13 protein-coding genes are annotated in these 15,018 nt (G+C 73.0%); 9 read left to right on the top strand and 4 right to left on the bottom strand.

Annotation, left to right across the window (positions count from 1 at the left end; all coding sequences use genetic code 11):
• The first annotated feature begins 240 nt into the window (after window positions 1–240).
• The 4 genes from hmgA (at window position 241) to OG956_RS28990 (ending at window position 4,905) form a co-directional block, all read left to right on the top strand.
• Window positions 241–1,551: a homogentisate 1,2-dioxygenase gene (gene hmgA, locus OG956_RS29005; protein WP_330340954.1), complete on the top strand. Its 1,311-nt coding sequence runs from the start codon at window positions 241–243 to the stop codon at window positions 1,549–1,551.
• A 56-nt stretch (window positions 1,552–1,607) separates the two neighbouring features.
• Window positions 1,608–2,357, top strand: coding sequence for a GntR family transcriptional regulator (locus OG956_RS29000; protein ID WP_330340953.1), 750 nt, complete (start codon window positions 1,608–1,610; stop codon window positions 2,355–2,357).
• A 25-nt stretch (window positions 2,358–2,382) separates the two neighbouring features.
• Window positions 2,383–3,534 (top strand): type ISP restriction/modification enzyme, encoded by a 1,152-nt coding sequence (locus OG956_RS28995; RefSeq protein WP_330340952.1) that lies wholly within the window; start codon window positions 2,383–2,385, stop codon window positions 3,532–3,534.
• A 162-nt stretch (window positions 3,535–3,696) separates the two neighbouring features.
• Complete coding sequence (locus OG956_RS28990; protein WP_330340951.1) at window positions 3,697–4,905, top strand: CaiB/BaiF CoA transferase family protein; 1,209 nt, start codon at window positions 3,697–3,699, stop codon at window positions 4,903–4,905.
• 13 nt (window positions 4,906–4,918) lie between these two features.
• On the opposite strand, the gene OG956_RS28985 is transcribed toward OG956_RS28990, so the two are convergent.
• The 3 genes from OG956_RS28985 to OG956_RS28975 form a co-directional block, all read right to left on the bottom strand.
• A complete protein-coding gene (locus tag OG956_RS28985; RefSeq protein ID WP_330340950.1) occupies window positions 4,919–5,194 on the bottom strand; it encodes a hypothetical protein in 276 nt (91 codons plus the stop codon).
• Window positions 5,195–5,320: 126 nt separating this feature from the next.
• On the bottom strand, window positions 5,321–6,139 hold the full coding sequence (locus OG956_RS28980) for an anti-sigma factor (RefSeq protein WP_330340949.1): 819 nt from the start codon (window positions 6,137–6,139) through the stop codon (window positions 5,321–5,323).
• Window positions 6,136–6,729, bottom strand: coding sequence for a sigma-70 family RNA polymerase sigma factor (locus OG956_RS28975; RefSeq protein ID WP_330342979.1), 594 nt, complete (start codon window positions 6,727–6,729; stop codon window positions 6,136–6,138). Before OG956_RS28975 ends, OG956_RS28980 begins: the two co-directional genes overlap by 4 nt.
• Window positions 6,730–6,899: 170 nt before the next feature.
• Here OG956_RS28975 and OG956_RS28970 point away from each other — a divergent pair, with 170 nt between their 5' ends.
• The 4 genes from OG956_RS28970 to OG956_RS28955 all read left to right on the top strand — a co-directional run bounded on the left by OG956_RS28970 (window position 6,900) and on the right by OG956_RS28955 (window position 13,353).
• Window positions 6,900–8,456, top strand: coding sequence for a DUF4331 domain-containing protein (locus OG956_RS28970; protein ID WP_330340948.1), 1,557 nt, complete (start codon window positions 6,900–6,902; stop codon window positions 8,454–8,456).
• Between the two features lie 91 nt (window positions 8,457–8,547).
• Window positions 8,548–10,143 carry a tetratricopeptide repeat protein gene (locus OG956_RS28965; RefSeq protein ID WP_330340947.1) on the top strand — a complete coding sequence of 532 codons (1,596 nt, stop codon included), beginning with the start codon at window positions 8,548–8,550 and terminating at the stop codon, window positions 10,141–10,143.
• The gene (locus tag OG956_RS28960; protein WP_330340946.1) at window positions 10,140–11,657 is read left to right on the top strand and encodes a nickel transporter; all 1,518 of its coding nucleotides are present in this window, start codon (window positions 10,140–10,142) and stop codon (window positions 11,655–11,657) included. Before OG956_RS28965 ends, OG956_RS28960 begins: the two co-directional genes overlap by 4 nt.
• Window positions 11,658–11,718: 61 nt before the next feature.
• Window positions 11,719–13,353, top strand: a complete 1,635-nt coding sequence (locus tag OG956_RS28955; protein WP_330340945.1) for a serine/threonine-protein kinase — start codon at window positions 11,719–11,721, stop codon at window positions 13,351–13,353.
• Between the two features lie 18 nt (window positions 13,354–13,371).
• Here the strand turns inward: OG956_RS28955 and OG956_RS28950 are convergent, their stop codons facing one another.
• Complete coding sequence (locus OG956_RS28950) at window positions 13,372–14,166, bottom strand: SGNH/GDSL hydrolase family protein (RefSeq protein WP_330340944.1); 795 nt, start codon at window positions 14,164–14,166, stop codon at window positions 13,372–13,374.
• A 274-nt stretch (window positions 14,167–14,440) separates the two neighbouring features.
• On the opposite strand from OG956_RS28950, the gene OG956_RS28945 reads away from it, so the two are divergent.
• Entirely contained in the window at window positions 14,441–14,839 is a 399-nt protein-coding gene (locus OG956_RS28945) for a hypothetical protein (protein WP_330340943.1), read from the top strand.
• Window positions 14,840–15,018 lie beyond the last annotated feature (179 nt).

The raw sequence follows: 15,018 nt of genomic DNA, 5'->3' as shown, positions 1-15,018 counted from the left end.
CCTGACGGAGTAGGCGCGGCGTCCCGGGAGGCGAGTGCGGGCGCTTGCGGCGGTGGAGCGCGTCTCCCTTCCTACACGGCGTGCGCCTCCCTTCGTACACGGCGTGCGCGTCGTCCTGTTTCGTACGCGGCGTGCGCGTCGTCCTGTCAAGTGGCCCCCGTCGCCCCCGTCGCCCTCTTGCATCCGCCCCCACCTATTCCTACGGTGTTGCATAGGAATAGGGAGCGCAAGGGAGCGATCATGAGCGGGGACGCGCGGAAGACCGCGGCGGGGCTGTCGTACCTGACCGGATTCGGCAACGAGCACGCCTCCGAGGCGGTGCCCGGCGCGCTGCCCGAGGGCCGCAACTCGCCGCAGCGGGCGCCGCTCGGGCTGTACGCGGAGCAGCTGAGCGGTACCGCGTTCACCGAGCCGCGGGCGCACAACCGGCGCTCCTGGCTCTACCGCATCCGCCCCTCGGCCGCGCACCCGGCGTTCACCCGCACCGACAACGGCGCGATCCGCACGGCCCCCTTCACCGAGACCGTGCCCGACCCGAACCGGCTGCGCTGGAACCCGCTCCCCGAGCCGCCGGCCGGCACCGACTTCCTCGAGGGCCTGTGGACGCTCGGCGGCAACGGCGACGTCACCCAGCGCACCGGCATGGCCGTGCACCTGTACCACGCCAACGCCTCGATGGAGCGCGTCTTCTCCGACGCCGACGGCGAACTGCTCATCGTGCCGGAGCGCGGCGGCCTGCTGCTGCACACCGAGTTCGGCCGGCTGGCCGTGGAGCCGGCCCATGTGGCGCTGATCCCCCGCGGGGTGCGCTTCCGTGTGGAGCTGCTGGACGACTCTGCCCGGGGCTATGTGTGCGAGAACTACGGCGCGCCCTTCCGGCTCCCCGACCTCGGCCCGATCGGCGCCAACGGCCTCGCCAACGCGCGGGACTTCCAGGCCCCGGTCGCCGCGTACGAGGACGTGACCGGCCCGGTGGAGGTGGTCAGCAAGTTCTGCGGCAACCTCTGGACGGCGACGTACGACCACTCCCCGCTCGACGTGGTCGCCTGGCACGGCAACCATGTGCCGTACGTCTACGATCTGCGCCGTTTCAATGTGATCGGCACCATCTCCTACGACCACCCGGACCCGTCCATCTTCACGGTCCTGACCTCCCCCTCGGACACCCCCGGCCTGGCCGGTGTCGACTTCGTCGTCTTCGCCCCGCGCTGGCTGGTGGGCGAGGACACCTTCCGGCCGCCGTACTTCCACCGCAACGTGATGAGCGAGTACATGGGCCTGATCGAGGGCGCGTACGACGCCAAGGCGGAGGGCTTCGTGCCGGGCGGCGGCTCCCTGCACAACATGATGTCGGCGCACGGCCCGGACCGGGAGACCTTCGACCGGGCCAGCACGGCGGAGCTGCGGCCGCAGAAGGTGGACGACGGCCTGGCCTTCATGTTCGAGACCCGCTGGCCGGTGACCCTCACCGCGCACGCGGCGTCCGCGGACCACCTCCAGCAGCGCTACGACGACGTCTGGAAGGGGCTCGAGAGCCGTTTCCGCGCCTGACAGCGGCGTGACAGCGCTGTTGCGCCTGACGTTCATCGACCGGTACGGATAGCCGAGTGACCTCCTTCGCCCCGGACTCCATCGTCCTGAACCGCAAGCTGCCGCTGTGGTACCAGGTGTCGCAGTCGCTGCGCGCCTCGATACTCGGCCGCTCCCCCGAGGACCCGCTGCGGCTGCCCACGGAGGAGCGGCTGGCGGAGCACTACGGCGTGAGCGTGCTGACGATGCGGCAGGCGCTGAAGGAGCTGGAGGACGAGGGACTGATCAGCCGGCACCGGCGGCGCGGCACGTTCATCGAGCCCGGCGTCCGGCGGGGCGCGCCGGTACGGCTGCTGGGTTCGGTGGACGCCATCGTGGCCCAGCAGTCGGGGATGACGACCGAGCTGCTGGACCACGGCAACGTGCCCGTGCCGGCCGCTCTCGCCGAGTACTTCCCGGACCTCGCGGAGGTGGCCGCCTACCACCGGCTGCGCAGCGACGAGAAGACCGGCGAGCCGACCAACCACGCCGTCAACCACGTCCGCCCCGAACTCGCCGCGCGGATCCACCTGGAGGACCTGATCCGCTGGCCGATGACGAAGGTGCTGCGGGACGTCGTCGGGGCGGACATCAGCCGTATCACGGACACCGTGGAGGCGCGGCTCGCCGACCCGGAGACCGCCCGGCTCCTGAAGGTGCCGCTGCTGAGCCCGATCCTGCACTACACGGGCGTGACGTACGACAGCGGCGGACGGGTGCTGGACGTCGCGGTCATCCACTACCGCGGGGACCGGTTCTCGTTCACCGTGACCCTGGACGCGACCTGATACGGGGCCCCGGTCAGGCCGTACGATGCCCTGCGTGACGCACGACGACGCTCCGCTGCTGGCGGACCTCATGCCGTGGTCCGTCGCACCGCTGCGGCCGGGCCGCGCCTGGCCGACGGCGCCCGACCCCGCCTGTCTGAAGGCCCGCTGGGACGCCCTGCTGAAGGCCGACGGCCCCGACCGGGAGGCGCTGTTCGAGCCGACCCGCGCCCGCACCCTCGACTCGGCGGTGGGCCAGCTCCCCGGCCAGTCCACCGGCACCGGCCGGCTCGCCCGCGCGGAGGGCCCCTGCGCCGAGCCGGTCCGCGTCCTCGCGGCGCCCTTCGACGAGCAGTGGCTGATCCCGGACCACCGGCTGATCGACGCCGCCCGGCCGGAGCTGTGGCGGGTGGCGGACGCCCACCAGGTCTTCACGGTGGAGACGGGCGGCGACGATCCCCTGCTGGCGACCTCGCTGCTCCCCACCCTCCGCACCGGCCGCATCCGCCCCCTGTACCGCCGCCCCGGCGGCGCGGAACCGAACCTCGCACCCGGCCTGGCGGCCCACCTCTCCGGCCGCCTGGGCGAGCCGGCCGCTCCGGTCGACGTCCTCGCCTGGATCCTGGCGGCCGCCGCCCCCGACCTGACCGTCCCGCTCACCGACGACCCCGCCGTGTGGACGGCCGGCGTCGAGCTCGGCCGCCGCATGCTGTGGCTGATGCGCCGCGACGGCGAACGCCCCAAGCTGCCCGGCGGCCGCCGCCCCTACGTCCGCGCGCCCCTGCCGGCCCGGCCCCTCACCCTGCGCTACGACCCCGACGAGGAGACCCTCCACCTCGACGAGGGCCGTATCTCGCCCGTGCCGCCGGAGGCCTGGGAGTACGAGGTGGCCGGATCCAGGGTGCTGGAGTCCTGGTTCGCGGCCCGCACGACCGCGCCGGAACCGGGCACCCTGGCCGCGATCCGCCCGGCCGGCTGGCCGCAGGCCTGGACGTCGGAACTGCTGGAGCTGATCACTGTCCTCGCCCTGCTGGCCGAACTGCGACCGCTGCGGGCCGAGTTGAAGGTGACCTCCGCGATCGGCGCGGCCGAACTGCGGCGGGCGGGCGTCCTGCCGGTGCCGGAGGCGTCCCGCCGCCCGGCCTCGGTCCTGGACCACCACGAGGAGGGGCCCGAGGGCCAGTTCGCACTGATCTAGCGGCGCTTCGGGGCGGCTTCCAGACGGGCATCATGCGCCTGGTCTCGATATGGGCGAGAGACTGACGATCGGCGCCTCGACGGCACCAGGGTGACGGACAAGGCGAACCGGTCGAGTGCGGGGCTACTGACAAACCCGCCGGTCACGGGCCATGATCCGGGCATGGAACAGCGCACGGACACCCAGCCCCTGCCCCTCGCGGGCCTCACCGTCGTCGCCGTCGAACAGGCCGTGTCCGCGCCGTTCGCGACCCGGCAGCTCGCCGATCTGGGCGCCCGGGTCATCAAGGTGGAGCGGGTCGACGGCGGCGACTTCGCGCGCGGGTACGACACGGCGGCCCGCGGTCTCGCCTCGCACTTCGTGTGGTGCAACCGCGGCAAGGAGTCCATCGCCCTGGACCTGAAGGACCCGCGGGGCCTTCAGGCCGTGCGCCGGCTGATCGCGGACGCGGACGTGTTCGTGCAGAACCTCGCGCACGGGGCGGCGGCCCGGCTCGGCCTCGACGCGGCCACGCTGTGCGCGGCCCATCCGCGGCTGATCGCCGTGGACATCTCCGGATACGGCTCCTCGGGGCCGTACGCGGACAAGCGGGCCTACGACATGCTCGTGCAGTGCGAGGCCGGTCTGGTGTCGGTGACCGGGACGCCGGAGCAGCCGGTGAAGGCCGGGATTCCGGCTGCGGACATCGCGGCGGCCATGTACGCGTTCTCGGGCGTCCTCGCGGCCCTGGTGCGGCGGGGGACGACCGGGCGGGGCGGGCCGGTGGAGGTGTCGATGCTGGAGGCGCTCGCCGAGTGGCTGGGGCACCCGCTGCACCACACGATGCACGGGGGTGAGCCGCCGGCGCGCACGGGGCTGGCGCACGCCGTCATCGCGCCGTACGACGCCTATGCGACGGCGGACGGCGGGCGTGTCCTGGTGTCCGTGCAGAACGACCGGGAGTGGCAGCGGCTGGCCGAACAGGTCATACAGCGCCCTGAGTTGGCGAGCGACCCGGCGTACGCGACGAACGCGGCACGGGTGGCGAACCGGGAGACGACGGACGAGCTGGTGGCGCGGGCGCTCGGCGTGCTGGACACCGAGGAGGCGCTCGCCCGGCTGGAGAAGGCGGGCATCGCCTGCGCCCGGCTGCGGGATCTGCGGGAACTGGCCGCGCACCCGCAGCTCGCGGCCCGGGAGCGGTGGCGTGAGGTGGAGTCGCCGGTCGGGCCGCTGAAGGCGCTGCTGCCTCCCATCACACTGCCGGGCGGGGACGAGGCTCGGATGGGTGAGGTGCCGGCGCTCGGGCAGCACACCGGGCCGCTGCTGCGTGCCGTGGGGATGACGGACGACGAGATCGCAGCGATGCGCCGGGACGGTGTGGCGGCCTGAGCGCGCGGCGCGCTCAGTGCCGGTGGCCGCCGAACAGCGAACGGCGCAGTCGACGCAGCGGGGCGAAGAGCGAGACCCGGCTCACCCGGGCACCCCGGCCCGTACGCTCGTGCGTGGTGTCACGCGCCGTCAGCTCACGCATCAGCGAGGTCGCCTCGACCGTCTCCCGCTGCGGTATGGCGGGGCCCGCCAGCACCGACAGATGGCGGTCGAGGCGCGAACTGGTCGCGCTGCTCCCGCAGGTGATCGCAGGGACCCTGGCCCTGCTGCGCACTGTTATCTGCTCCATGTCACTCCCCACCCGTACGAGTCCACCCGGCCCGGGCAGAGTAACCCTATCGCCCCAGTGGGGCACGCGTGTATCTCGGCCACAGGATTCACCTTCCCTGCAAGGCGGTTGACCATCCGTCGTTGACTACTCTCCGAATCCGACCGATTTCAGGGTGAGTTGGACAATCGGCTGACCAGTGGGCTCTGCTGACCCGCCGTCAGGCTCGACGGTCACGGCGAGTGACGTCGCGGAGGTGCCGAGACCTTTCGCGACCAAGGGCGTGTCGCCCGCGAAGAGCCCGAGGGAGCGCGGTTGCGCGCGGGGGCGCATGAGCCAGAGCTGGTGGACGCGGCCGGCGGGCGGGGCGCCGTATCCGCTGAGGGTGACGACGGCTTCGCCCTCCGCGGCGGAAGCGATCACTCCGATACCGCGGCCCCGGGCGTCCTGGCTGGTGGCGGCGCGGGCGTCGGGGGCGGCGAGAACGTGGGCGATCTCACGTGCCCGCGACCGCTCCGCGTCCAGCCGGCCCTGGCTGCGCTGGGCCTGCACGGCGAAGAGCGAGGCGACGACGAGGGCCGCCGCCGCGGTCGCCGTGGCCAGCGGCACGAACAGAGGGCGCGTGCGGGGCGTACGGGTGCGTCCCGGCGGTGGCTGGGCGCCCCAGACGTGCGGGGGCAGCTGGGCGGTGCGCTCCGGCGCCGGCGTCCGGCCCCGCTCCTGCGGGGTGGTGCGTACGGCGGCCAGCACCCGGTCGCGCAGCGCGGGGGGCGCGTGGGCCGCGGTGGACCAGGCGAGGCGCACGGCGTCCTCGGCCAGTTCCCGGACCTCGGAGGTGCAGCGGTCGCAGCCCCGCAGGTGTTTCACGAACCGGCGCCGCTCGGCCGGTTCGAGGGCGTCGAGGACGTAGGGCGCGGCGAGGGAGTGCGGGCCCTCGCGGCGCAGCAGGCGGCCGAGGACGCTCATACGGCTCCTCCCAGGCACTCGCGGAGCCGGGTGAGGCCGTCGCGCATGCGCGTCTTGACCGTGCCGAGCGGCAGCGAGAGCCGCTCGGCGACCTCACGGTAGGTGTAGCCGTCGTAGTAGGCGAGGGTCACGGACTGGCGTTGCAGGTCCGTCAGGCGGCGCAGGCAGCGGCGCACCCACTCGCGCTCCATGCCGGCCTCGACCTCCTCGGCGACCTGGTCGAAGGCGGGCTCCCCGGCGCGCAGGGCCTCGCGCTGCTCGCGTTCGCCGGCGGCGCGGGCGCTGCGCACCCGGTCGACGGCGCGGCGGTGGGCCAGGGTGAGGATCCAGGACAGCGCGCTGCCCCGGCCGGGGTCGTACCGGGCGGCCTGCCGCCAGGTCTCGAGCAGGACCTCCTGGGCGACCTCCTCGGACTGGGCGGGGTCGCGCACCACCCGCCGTACGAGGCCGTACACCGGCCCGGACACCAGCGCGTACAGGTCCTCGAACGCCCGCTGGTCACCGTCGGCGACCAGCACCAGCAGCTCGTCCGCCCGCTCAGCGGCGGCCTCTTTGTGCCCGCAGCCGGCTCTTCCGCGCACTCCACGCATCCGCACGAACGCACACCTCCCGCGGGTGATACGGATCGGCGGGCCGAAAACGCGGGTCGGAGCGTGCCCAAAGTTTTTTCCGCGGATCTTCTCCGTCCGGCCAATCCGATCGGCGGGGCCGCTCCGAAGACCCGTCCGTCAAAGGCAAGTCGGCACTGAGGACGGACGGCATGACACCTCTCTTCTCCAGGGGGCCCTTCGCACGGAGCGGCACGGGACGCACGGGCCTGGCCGCGCTCCTCTGCGGTGCGCTGGCGGCCGGCGGGCTCGCGGCCGCCGGCGCCGCCGCGCTGGAACCCGGGGCGGCCTCCGCCTCCTCCCACCGCGAGGCCCCGCTGATCTCGGGGACCCCGCAGTACGACAACACCGACCTGTACGCGTTCGTCAGCCCGGACAAGCCCGACACGACGACGATCGTGGCGAACTGGATCCCGTTCGAGGAGCCGGCGGGCGGACCGAACTTCTACACGTTCGCCGACGACGCCCAGTACGACATCCACGTCGACAACAACGGTGACGCCCAGGGCGAGTTGGTGTTTCGCTACACCTTCAAGACCCACACGAAGAACGGCAACACGTTCCTGTACAACACGGGCCCGGTCACCAGCCTGGCCGACCCGGACCTCAACATCACACAGACGTACGACATCGATCTGATCCGGCTGAAGAACCAGCACGTGATGTCGGACACCAAGCTCGCCGACGACGTGCCGGTGGCGCCGTCGGACGTCGGCAAGGCGTCCATGCCGGACTACGGCAAACTGCGTGCGCAGGCCGTGTACAAGACGGCGGGCGGCGCCGCGACCTTCGCCGGGCAGGCGGACGACCCGTTCTTCGCGGACCTGCGCGTCTTCGACCTGCTGTACGGCGGCAACCTCAGCGAGGTCGGCCGGGACACCCTGAAGGGCTACAACGTCAACACCATCGCCCTGCAGGTGCCGAACGACCTGATCCGCGAGTCGGCCGGGCAGCCGGTCGTCGGCATCTGGTCCACCACCCAGCGCCGCAACGCGCAGGGCTACTGGACGCAGGTCTCGCGCCTGGGCAACCCGCTGGTCAACGAGGTGGTGAACCCGCAGAAGGACAAGGACAGGTTCAACGCCTCCCAGCCCTGGTACGACGCCCAGTTCCTGAAGAACGTCACCAACCCCGAACTGCCCAGGCTCATCGAGTCGATCTACAAGATCAAGGCGCCCAGCGAGCCGCGCAACGACCTGGTCGACGTCTTCCTGAAGGGCGTGAAGGGCCTCAACCAGCCGCCGAACGTGCGCCCCGCGGAGGAACTGCGCCTGAACACCTCCATCAAGCCGGCCATGCATCCCAAGCGGCTCGGCGTGCTCGACGGCGACAACGCGGGCTTCCCGAACGGGCGCCGGCTCACCGACGACGTGATCGACGAGGCGTTGCAGGTCGTCGAGGGTGAACTGGTCGGCTCGAAGAACGACTTGGGCGACGCGGTGGACAAGAACGACAAGGGCTTCGAGAAGTACTTCCCGTACGTCGCCGAGCCCACCTCGGGTTCGCGCGGCCCGCTCGCCAAGGGCACGACGGCGGGCACGGACGTCCGAAGCCAGCTGGGCGACGCCCTGCAACCGGCCGGGTCCGGCGGCTCCGGTTCCGGCAACACGGTGCTGATCGCCGCGTCGGCGGCCTCGGGCGCGGCCGGAATCCTGCTCCTCGGCACGGCCGTCGGCTGGTGGCGCCGGCGCATACGCCGCCCGTACTGACCCGCCCCACCCCAGACCGGCGCGGCCCGTATCTTCCCCTCCCCCACGACGGGCCGCGCCTTCCACACGACCGACGCACGCAGGAGACGGCATGGGCCCGCGCAGACAGGACGACGACATGGACGGGCGGAAGGGCGACACCGGGCAGAACGGTGGCGCCGGGCGGAAGGGCAACGCCGGGCAGGAGGCGAGCAGCGGGCGCCAGGGCAACGCCGGGCCTGTGGTGAGCGCCGCCGAGGACGATGCGCCGGACGCTGCCGGCCCGGGCCGCTCCGATGCCGAAGGTGCGGAGGCCGGCTCCGGAACCGTCCCGGCCCCCGGGGCCGATCAGCGTGTGGCCGCCGTTCGGCGGTTCGCCGCTGCCGGGCGGCGTTGGCGGGCCGCTCAGCTCATCGGGTGTGCGGCGCTGCTGGCCGTGGCGGTGACCGGTGCGGCCGTCGCGCTCGGGGCCGGTCGGGCGCCCGTCACCGTGCCGGTCGCCTCGTCCGCCGTGGACCCCGGTGTGCTCGGCGGCGGTGATCTGGACGCGAGCATCGCGGCGCTTCAGGCGCATCTGCGGACCCAGCCCAAGGACTCCGGCGGCTGGGCCACGCTGGGTCTGGCATATGTCGAGCAGGCGCGGACCAAGGGGGACCCCTCGCGCTATCCGCAGGCGGACAGGGCGCTGGGGCGGTCCCTCGCGCTGGTGCCGGACAACGACCAGGCGCTGGCCGGCCGCGCAGCCCTCGCCGCCGCCCGGCACGACTTCAAGGACGCCCTGACCTACGCGGACCAGGCACTGCGACAGAACCCGTACAGCGAGCGCGCGCTGTCCTCCCGTATCGACGCCCTGGTCGAACTCGGCCGGTACGCCGAGGCCTCGAAGGCCGCCGAGACCGCCGACGCCCGCAAGCCGGGGGTGCCGGTCTTCACCCGGTACGCGTATGTGCATGAGCTGCAGGGTGACGTGGTGACCGCACGCCGGGTCCTCAAGCAGGCGCTGGCGGGCGCCACCTCCCCGGGCGACATCGCGTACGTGTCCGCCCAGCTCGGCCAACTCGCCTGGAACCAGGGGGACTACAGGACCGCGCTCACCTGCTACGCCCGTGCCCTCGCCGCCGACGACACCTACCTGCCGGCGCTGGAGGGCCGCGCGCGGGCGCAGGCGGCGAGCGGGGACCGCACGGCGGCGATCAAGGGGATGGAGACCGTGGTGTCCCGGTATCCGTTGCCCGGTCCGCTCGTCGAACTGGGCGAGCTGTACGAGGCGCGCGGCGCGGCCGGCGACCGGGCCAGGGCAAGGCAGCAGTACGCGCTCGTGGACGCCTGGATCGCGCTGGCCCGGGCCAACGGCGTCAACGCCGACCTCGACACCGCGCTGGCCGCCGCCGACCACGGCGACAAGGCGGCCGCCCTGCGCGCGGCCCGCGCCGAATGGGCCCGCCGGCCCACCGTGCACACCGCGGACGCACTGGCCTGGGCGCTGCATGTGAACGGCCGGGACGCCGAGGCGCTGCCGTACGCGCACCGGGCCACCGCCACCGGTTACCGCAACGCCGCCTTCCTGTACCACCGCGGCGTGATCGAGCTGGCCACGGGCCACCGCACGGCCGGCCGCGCCTCCCTCACCGCGGCCCTGCGCCTGAACCCCGGCTTCTCCCCGCTCGGCGCGACCGAGGCCCGCAAAGCCCTGGAGGCCACGCAGTGAAGCTCCGCCTGCCCTTCCTCCTCCTCGCCGGGTGCGCGCTCACGCTGCTGCCGGCCGGCCCGGCGAGCGCGCATCCGCTCGGGAACTTCACCGTCAACCGCTACGACGGCCTGGTCGCCGCCCCCGGACAGCTGCGCGTGGACCACGTCGAGGACCTCGCCGAGATCCCGGCGACCCAGGCCGGGCCCGACCTCAAGCGGTTGGGCACGGCCGAGTGGGCCCGGCAGCGGTGCGCGCGGGCCGCCGAGGGCAGCAGGCTCACGGTCGATGGCCGTACGGCCACGCTGACCGCCGTCGGCGCCACGGCGCGGCTGCGTCCCGGCCAGGCCGGGCTGCACACCCTGCGCGTGGAGTGCCGGCTGACCGCCCCGCTCCCCCGCGCCGCCACCGTGACCCTCGGCTTCCACAGCGCGGGCGGCACCGGCGGACCCGGCTGGCGGGAGATCACCGCGCGCGGCGACCGCATGACACTCACCGGGGCCGATGTGCCGGAGACGTCGGTCTCGCACGAACTGACCACGTATCCGAAGGACTTGCTGTCCTCACCGGCCGACACCACCGCCGCCTCCGTGCGCCTGCGCCCCGGCGGCCCGGCCCTCGCCGAGGAGCGGCAGGCGGCACCGGGGGCCGCGATCCTGCCGCGGGGCGCCGACCGCTGGACCCGCGCGCTGGACGACCTCGTGGCCCGCCACGACCTCACCGTCGGCTTCGCCGCGCTCGCGCTGCTCGTCGCGATCGTCCTCGGCGCGATGCACGCGCTCGCGCCGGGCCACGGCAAGACCCTGATGGCCGCGGCCGCGGCGGCCCGTGGGGGCCGGGCGAGGCTGCGGGACGTGCTGCCGCTGGCCGCCTCGGTCACCGTGACCCATACCCTCGGCGTGGTCGCCCTGGGCCTGCTCGTCACGGCCGGTTCGGCCGCCACGCCGTCGGTGATCGCCTGGCTGGGCATCGCGGGAGGGGTGCTGGTCCTGGCGGCGGGTGCGGGCCTCGTACGGAGGGTGTGGTCCGCCCGCCACCATCACCCCCCGCGCCCTGGAGAGCACACCCATGGAGAGCACACCCATGGGGGACACGCCCACGTGCACAGCCACTCCAGTCACCCCCACACCCACACCCATGAAGGGCACGCCCACACCCACGGCGGCCACACCCACACCCATCCCACTGCCCCCACCCTCCGCGGCACCATCCTGCTCGGTTTCGCCGGTGGGCTGGTGCCCAGCCCCTCCGCCGTGGTGGTCCTCGTCGGTGCCGCCGCGCTCGGGAAGGCCTGGTTCGGGCTGCTCCTCGTCGTGGCCTACGGCGCCGGGCTCGCGCTGACGCTCACGGCGGCCGGGTTCGCGGTGGTGCGGCTGGGTTCGGGGATGAGCCGGGTGCTGGAGCGGCGTCCGCGCTGGACCGCCCACCCGGTGGCCGCGCTGGTGCGCCGCTCGGTACCGCTCGCGTCGGCGCTGGCCGTCATGGCTCTGGGCGCCGGATTGGTGCTCAAGGGGGCCGCATCCGCGCTCGGCTGAGCTAACTTGGGGTGAAATCACGCGACGGGGAGAAATCACGCGACTTGCCTTGGGGGGCGCCGTGTCCGAAGAGCCGGGCCGCGAACGTGTGATCGCGGGCCGCTACCGACTGCTGTCCGCGCTGGGCGAGGGCGGCATGGGCACCGTGTGGCGCGCCCGGGACGAGGTGCTGCACCGGGAGGTCGCCGTCAAGGAGGTGCGGGCCCCGGCCGGGCTGCCGGCCTCCGACGTGGAGCGGATGTACGCACGCCTGGAGCGGGAGGCGTGGGCGGCGGCCCGGGTCGCCAACCGCAATGTGGTCACGGTGTACGACGTGGCCATGGAGGGCGGCCGGCCGTGGATCGTGATGGAGCTGGTGCGCGGGCTGTCGCTCGCCGACCAGTTGGAGGCGGAGGGGCCGCTGTCGCCGCAGCGGGCCGCGCACGTCGGCGCCGAGGTGCTGTCCGCGCTGCGCGCCGCGCACGCCGCCGGGGTGCTGCACCGGGATGTGAAGCCGGCCAACGTGCTGCTCGCCAACGACGGCCGGGTGGTGCTGACCGACTTCGGGATCGCCACGGTCGAGGGCAGCTCCGCGCTGACCATGACCGGCGAGGTGATCGGCTCGCCCGAATTCCTCGCCCCGGAGCGGGCGCTCGGGCGGACACCGGGCCCGGAGTCGGACCTGTGGTCGCTGGGGGTGCTGCTGTACGCGGCGGTGGAGGGCGTCTCCCCGTTCCGGTACGACACCCCGCTCAGCACCCTGCGCGCCGTGGTGGACGAGGAGCTGCCGCCGCCGCGCCGGGCCGGGCCCCTGGCCGGCGTCATCGAGGGGCTGCTGCGCAAGGATCCGGCGGAGCGCATCGACGCCGAACGGGCGGAGCACGACCTGCGGATCGTCGCGGCCGGGGGCGCCCCCTCCGGGGGAGGTACGTCCACGGCGGCCACGATGCCGGTGCCGCCGTACGCCACCCCGACGGTCGCCGCCCCGCACCGACAGCCCTCCCCCACCCCGCCGCTGCCCCCGCCCGGCACCACGGCACCCACGACGGCCACGACGTCCGACGAGCCGCAGCGCAACCGGCGGGCAGGCGCGGTGCTGGTGGCGGGCCTGCTCCTGGTCGCGCTCGCGCTGGCGGGGCTGACGTACGTGCTGCTCAACCGTGACAACGGCGGCGCTCAGAGGAACGCGGGTGACGGCACCCGGGCGAGCGGTGGCGCGCGGAAGCCGACCGCGCACGGCAGCACGGACTCGGGCACGACAGCGCCGCCATCGGCGCGCAACAGCACGTCGGCGAGCACCCGTCCGGCGCAGTCCGTGCAGGTCACCGTGGCCGGTGCGAACACGACGTACTCCGGGAGCTGTCCGCCGCCGGACGCGCAGACGCCCACCTTCACGGCGACGTTCACGGTGGGGCGGCTGCCGGCGCAGGTGGAGTACCGGTGGGTGACGGCACGGGGATCGGTGTCCGACCCGGGGTGGCACACGCTGTCGTTCCCGGAGGGCGGCGGGAAGACCCGGCAGGTGCGGGTGACGCTGACGGTGTACCGGGGTGGCGCTTCGAGCGGTGACCAGGTCGGCGTGAAGGTGCGCGCACCCGTGCAGACCACGTCGAACCTGGTGCCGTTCTCGGTGGACTGCACGACGGCGTCGCCGACGGAGACCCCGTCGGGCACGGCCTCCCCCTCGGGCTCCGGCTCGCCGGAGAGTTCACCCTGAGGGGCGAGGCCGTTCGGGTCAGGCGTTGTTGGTGAACACCGGCAGATAGCCGCCCGACTGGCCGGCCGCGGTGGGGTGGTACGACTCGCTGATGTCGAGCCAGTTCACGCTGTGCAGCCACGAGCTGCCGGAGCAGATCTCGTGGGCGGAGAAGGCGGAGCGGACGTCGCCGAAGACGAAGCCGTGGGCCTGGACGCGCTTCTGGATGGCGGCGTCGATGTAGTCGGCCGCGCCGTTGATCGCGGACCGCTTGGTGTCGGAGAGCCCGAGACAGGTCTGGCCGAGCAGGTAGAAGCGGGGATAGCCGAGGACGACCACCCGGGCGTTGGGGGCCTTGGCGCTGATCGCGTTGTAGACGGTGTCCAGCTTGCCGGGGAGCGTGTTGTCCACGTACGCCTCGGCGGTGGCGATCCTGGCGAGGCAGTCGCTGTCCGACTGGAGCACACAGGTCGTCATGACGTCGGAGAAGCCCGCGTCGTTGCCGCCGATGCTGATGGACACCAGTGAGGTGGAGGAGTTCAGGGAGCCGAGCTGGTTCGCCATGACGTCGTCCGTCGTGGCGCCCGAACAGGCGTTGAACGCGAACGAGGACGGGCTGTGGGCGGCGTTCCACAGGTACGGGTACGCCTTGGTGCTGCGGTCGCAGGAGCCGCTGGAGCCGATGTAGCTGCCCGCGCCGACTCCGGAGGAGTAGGAGTCGCCGAGGGCCACATAGCCGCCGGTCGCGGCCGTCGCGTGACCGGTTCCGGCGAGACCGAGGCCGGCGGCGAGGAGGAGCGAGGTCACGAATCCGGTAAGTCGGGAACGTCTCATGGAACCTCCCTTTAGCAGGATCTCTGCCAGAACTGTGGTAGCAACTACGCGTGTTGACGGGAAGTGTCCATGCCAAAACTTTTGTGGTCTCAACAGGATCAACGCGAAACATTCACCGCTCATCTATTGCACGTACATGTCAGATCTGTTGACGCCGCGTCAACACGGCGGGGCCCCATGAATGTTCAAAGACAGACCGTCCGTCTTGACGCCCTCCCCGGCGCTGGGCCACATTGAAGCCCGGCATCCGGCGCGTCGGGGGGCAAAGTCGCCAATGCAGACCATCCGCATCAAGACATCTTCATTGCCACTGCTCACGGGGGCCGCGACCGCCGTCGCGGGGTGCGGTGCGCTGCTCGCTCTCGCCGATTCCACATCCTGGCTGCGCGGCCCGTGCACCCTGTTCTTCCTGCTGGCTGCGCCGGCCGTGGCGCTCGCCGCGGCGCTGCGCGGGCTGGATCCCTTCGCCCGGGTGCTGTGCGCGCTTGCCGGCTCGGTCGTCGCCGACATGCTGGTTGCCCAAGGCATGCTCGCGGTCCACCGCTGGTCGGTCCGCGGCGGGGTGGTCGCGGTGACCGCGCTGAGCGTGCTGCTCCTGCTCCTGGTCGTACTCCGCGAACGAATTTCCGGAAAACGCACACATAGCCGAGCAACACCGGCCAAAGTTGTGTAACGGCCAAACCAACAAAACCGTGAGCCAGCCCCCAGGGGTTGCCGATACGGTTCAATCGTCAATACCGTCATACATCTCACCCGCACCGGCACGTCGGCACACGGCACCAGGGGAGGGCTCAGGGGCCGCGGCGTCCACCGGCGCGGGGCGCGGTAGGGGGGTGCCGTGCTCGGTGACCG

This window comes from Streptomyces sp. NBC_00557 (assembly GCF_036345995.1).
In the GTDB taxonomy this organism is placed as follows: domain Bacteria; phylum Actinomycetota; class Actinomycetes; order Streptomycetales; family Streptomycetaceae; genus Streptomyces.
The sequence above is the reverse complement of the archived record's forward strand: the minus strand, read 5'-3'. Positions and strand labels throughout refer to the sequence as shown.

Bases quoted from the DNA above. Each gene is read 5' to 3' on its own strand.
- OG956_RS28995 (WP_330340952.1), top strand. From the start codon at position 2,383: ATGCCCTGCGTGACGCACGACGACGCTCCGCTGCTGGCGGACCTCATG.
- OG956_RS28975 (WP_330342979.1), bottom strand. From the start codon at position 6,729: ATGCGTGGAGTGCGCGGAAGAGCCGGCTGCGGGCACAAAGAGGCCGCC.
- OG956_RS28985 (WP_330340950.1), bottom strand. From the start codon at position 5,194: ATGGAGCAGATAACAGTGCGCAGCAGGGCCAGGGTCCCTGCGATCACC.
- OG956_RS28965 (WP_330340947.1), top strand. From the start codon at position 8,548: ATGGGCCCGCGCAGACAGGACGACGACATGGACGGGCGGAAGGGCGAC.
- hmgA (WP_330340954.1), top strand. From the start codon at position 241: ATGAGCGGGGACGCGCGGAAGACCGCGGCGGGGCTGTCGTACCTGACC.
- OG956_RS28970 (WP_330340948.1), top strand. From the start codon at position 6,900: ATGACACCTCTCTTCTCCAGGGGGCCCTTCGCACGGAGCGGCACGGGA.
- OG956_RS28945 (WP_330340943.1), top strand. From the start codon at position 14,441: ATGCAGACCATCCGCATCAAGACATCTTCATTGCCACTGCTCACGGGG.
- OG956_RS28950 (WP_330340944.1), bottom strand. From the start codon at position 14,166: ATGAGACGTTCCCGACTTACCGGATTCGTGACCTCGCTCCTCCTCGCC.
- OG956_RS28990 (WP_330340951.1), top strand. From the start codon at position 3,697: ATGGAACAGCGCACGGACACCCAGCCCCTGCCCCTCGCGGGCCTCACC.
- OG956_RS28980 (WP_330340949.1), bottom strand. From the start codon at position 6,139: ATGAGCGTCCTCGGCCGCCTGCTGCGCCGCGAGGGCCCGCACTCCCTC.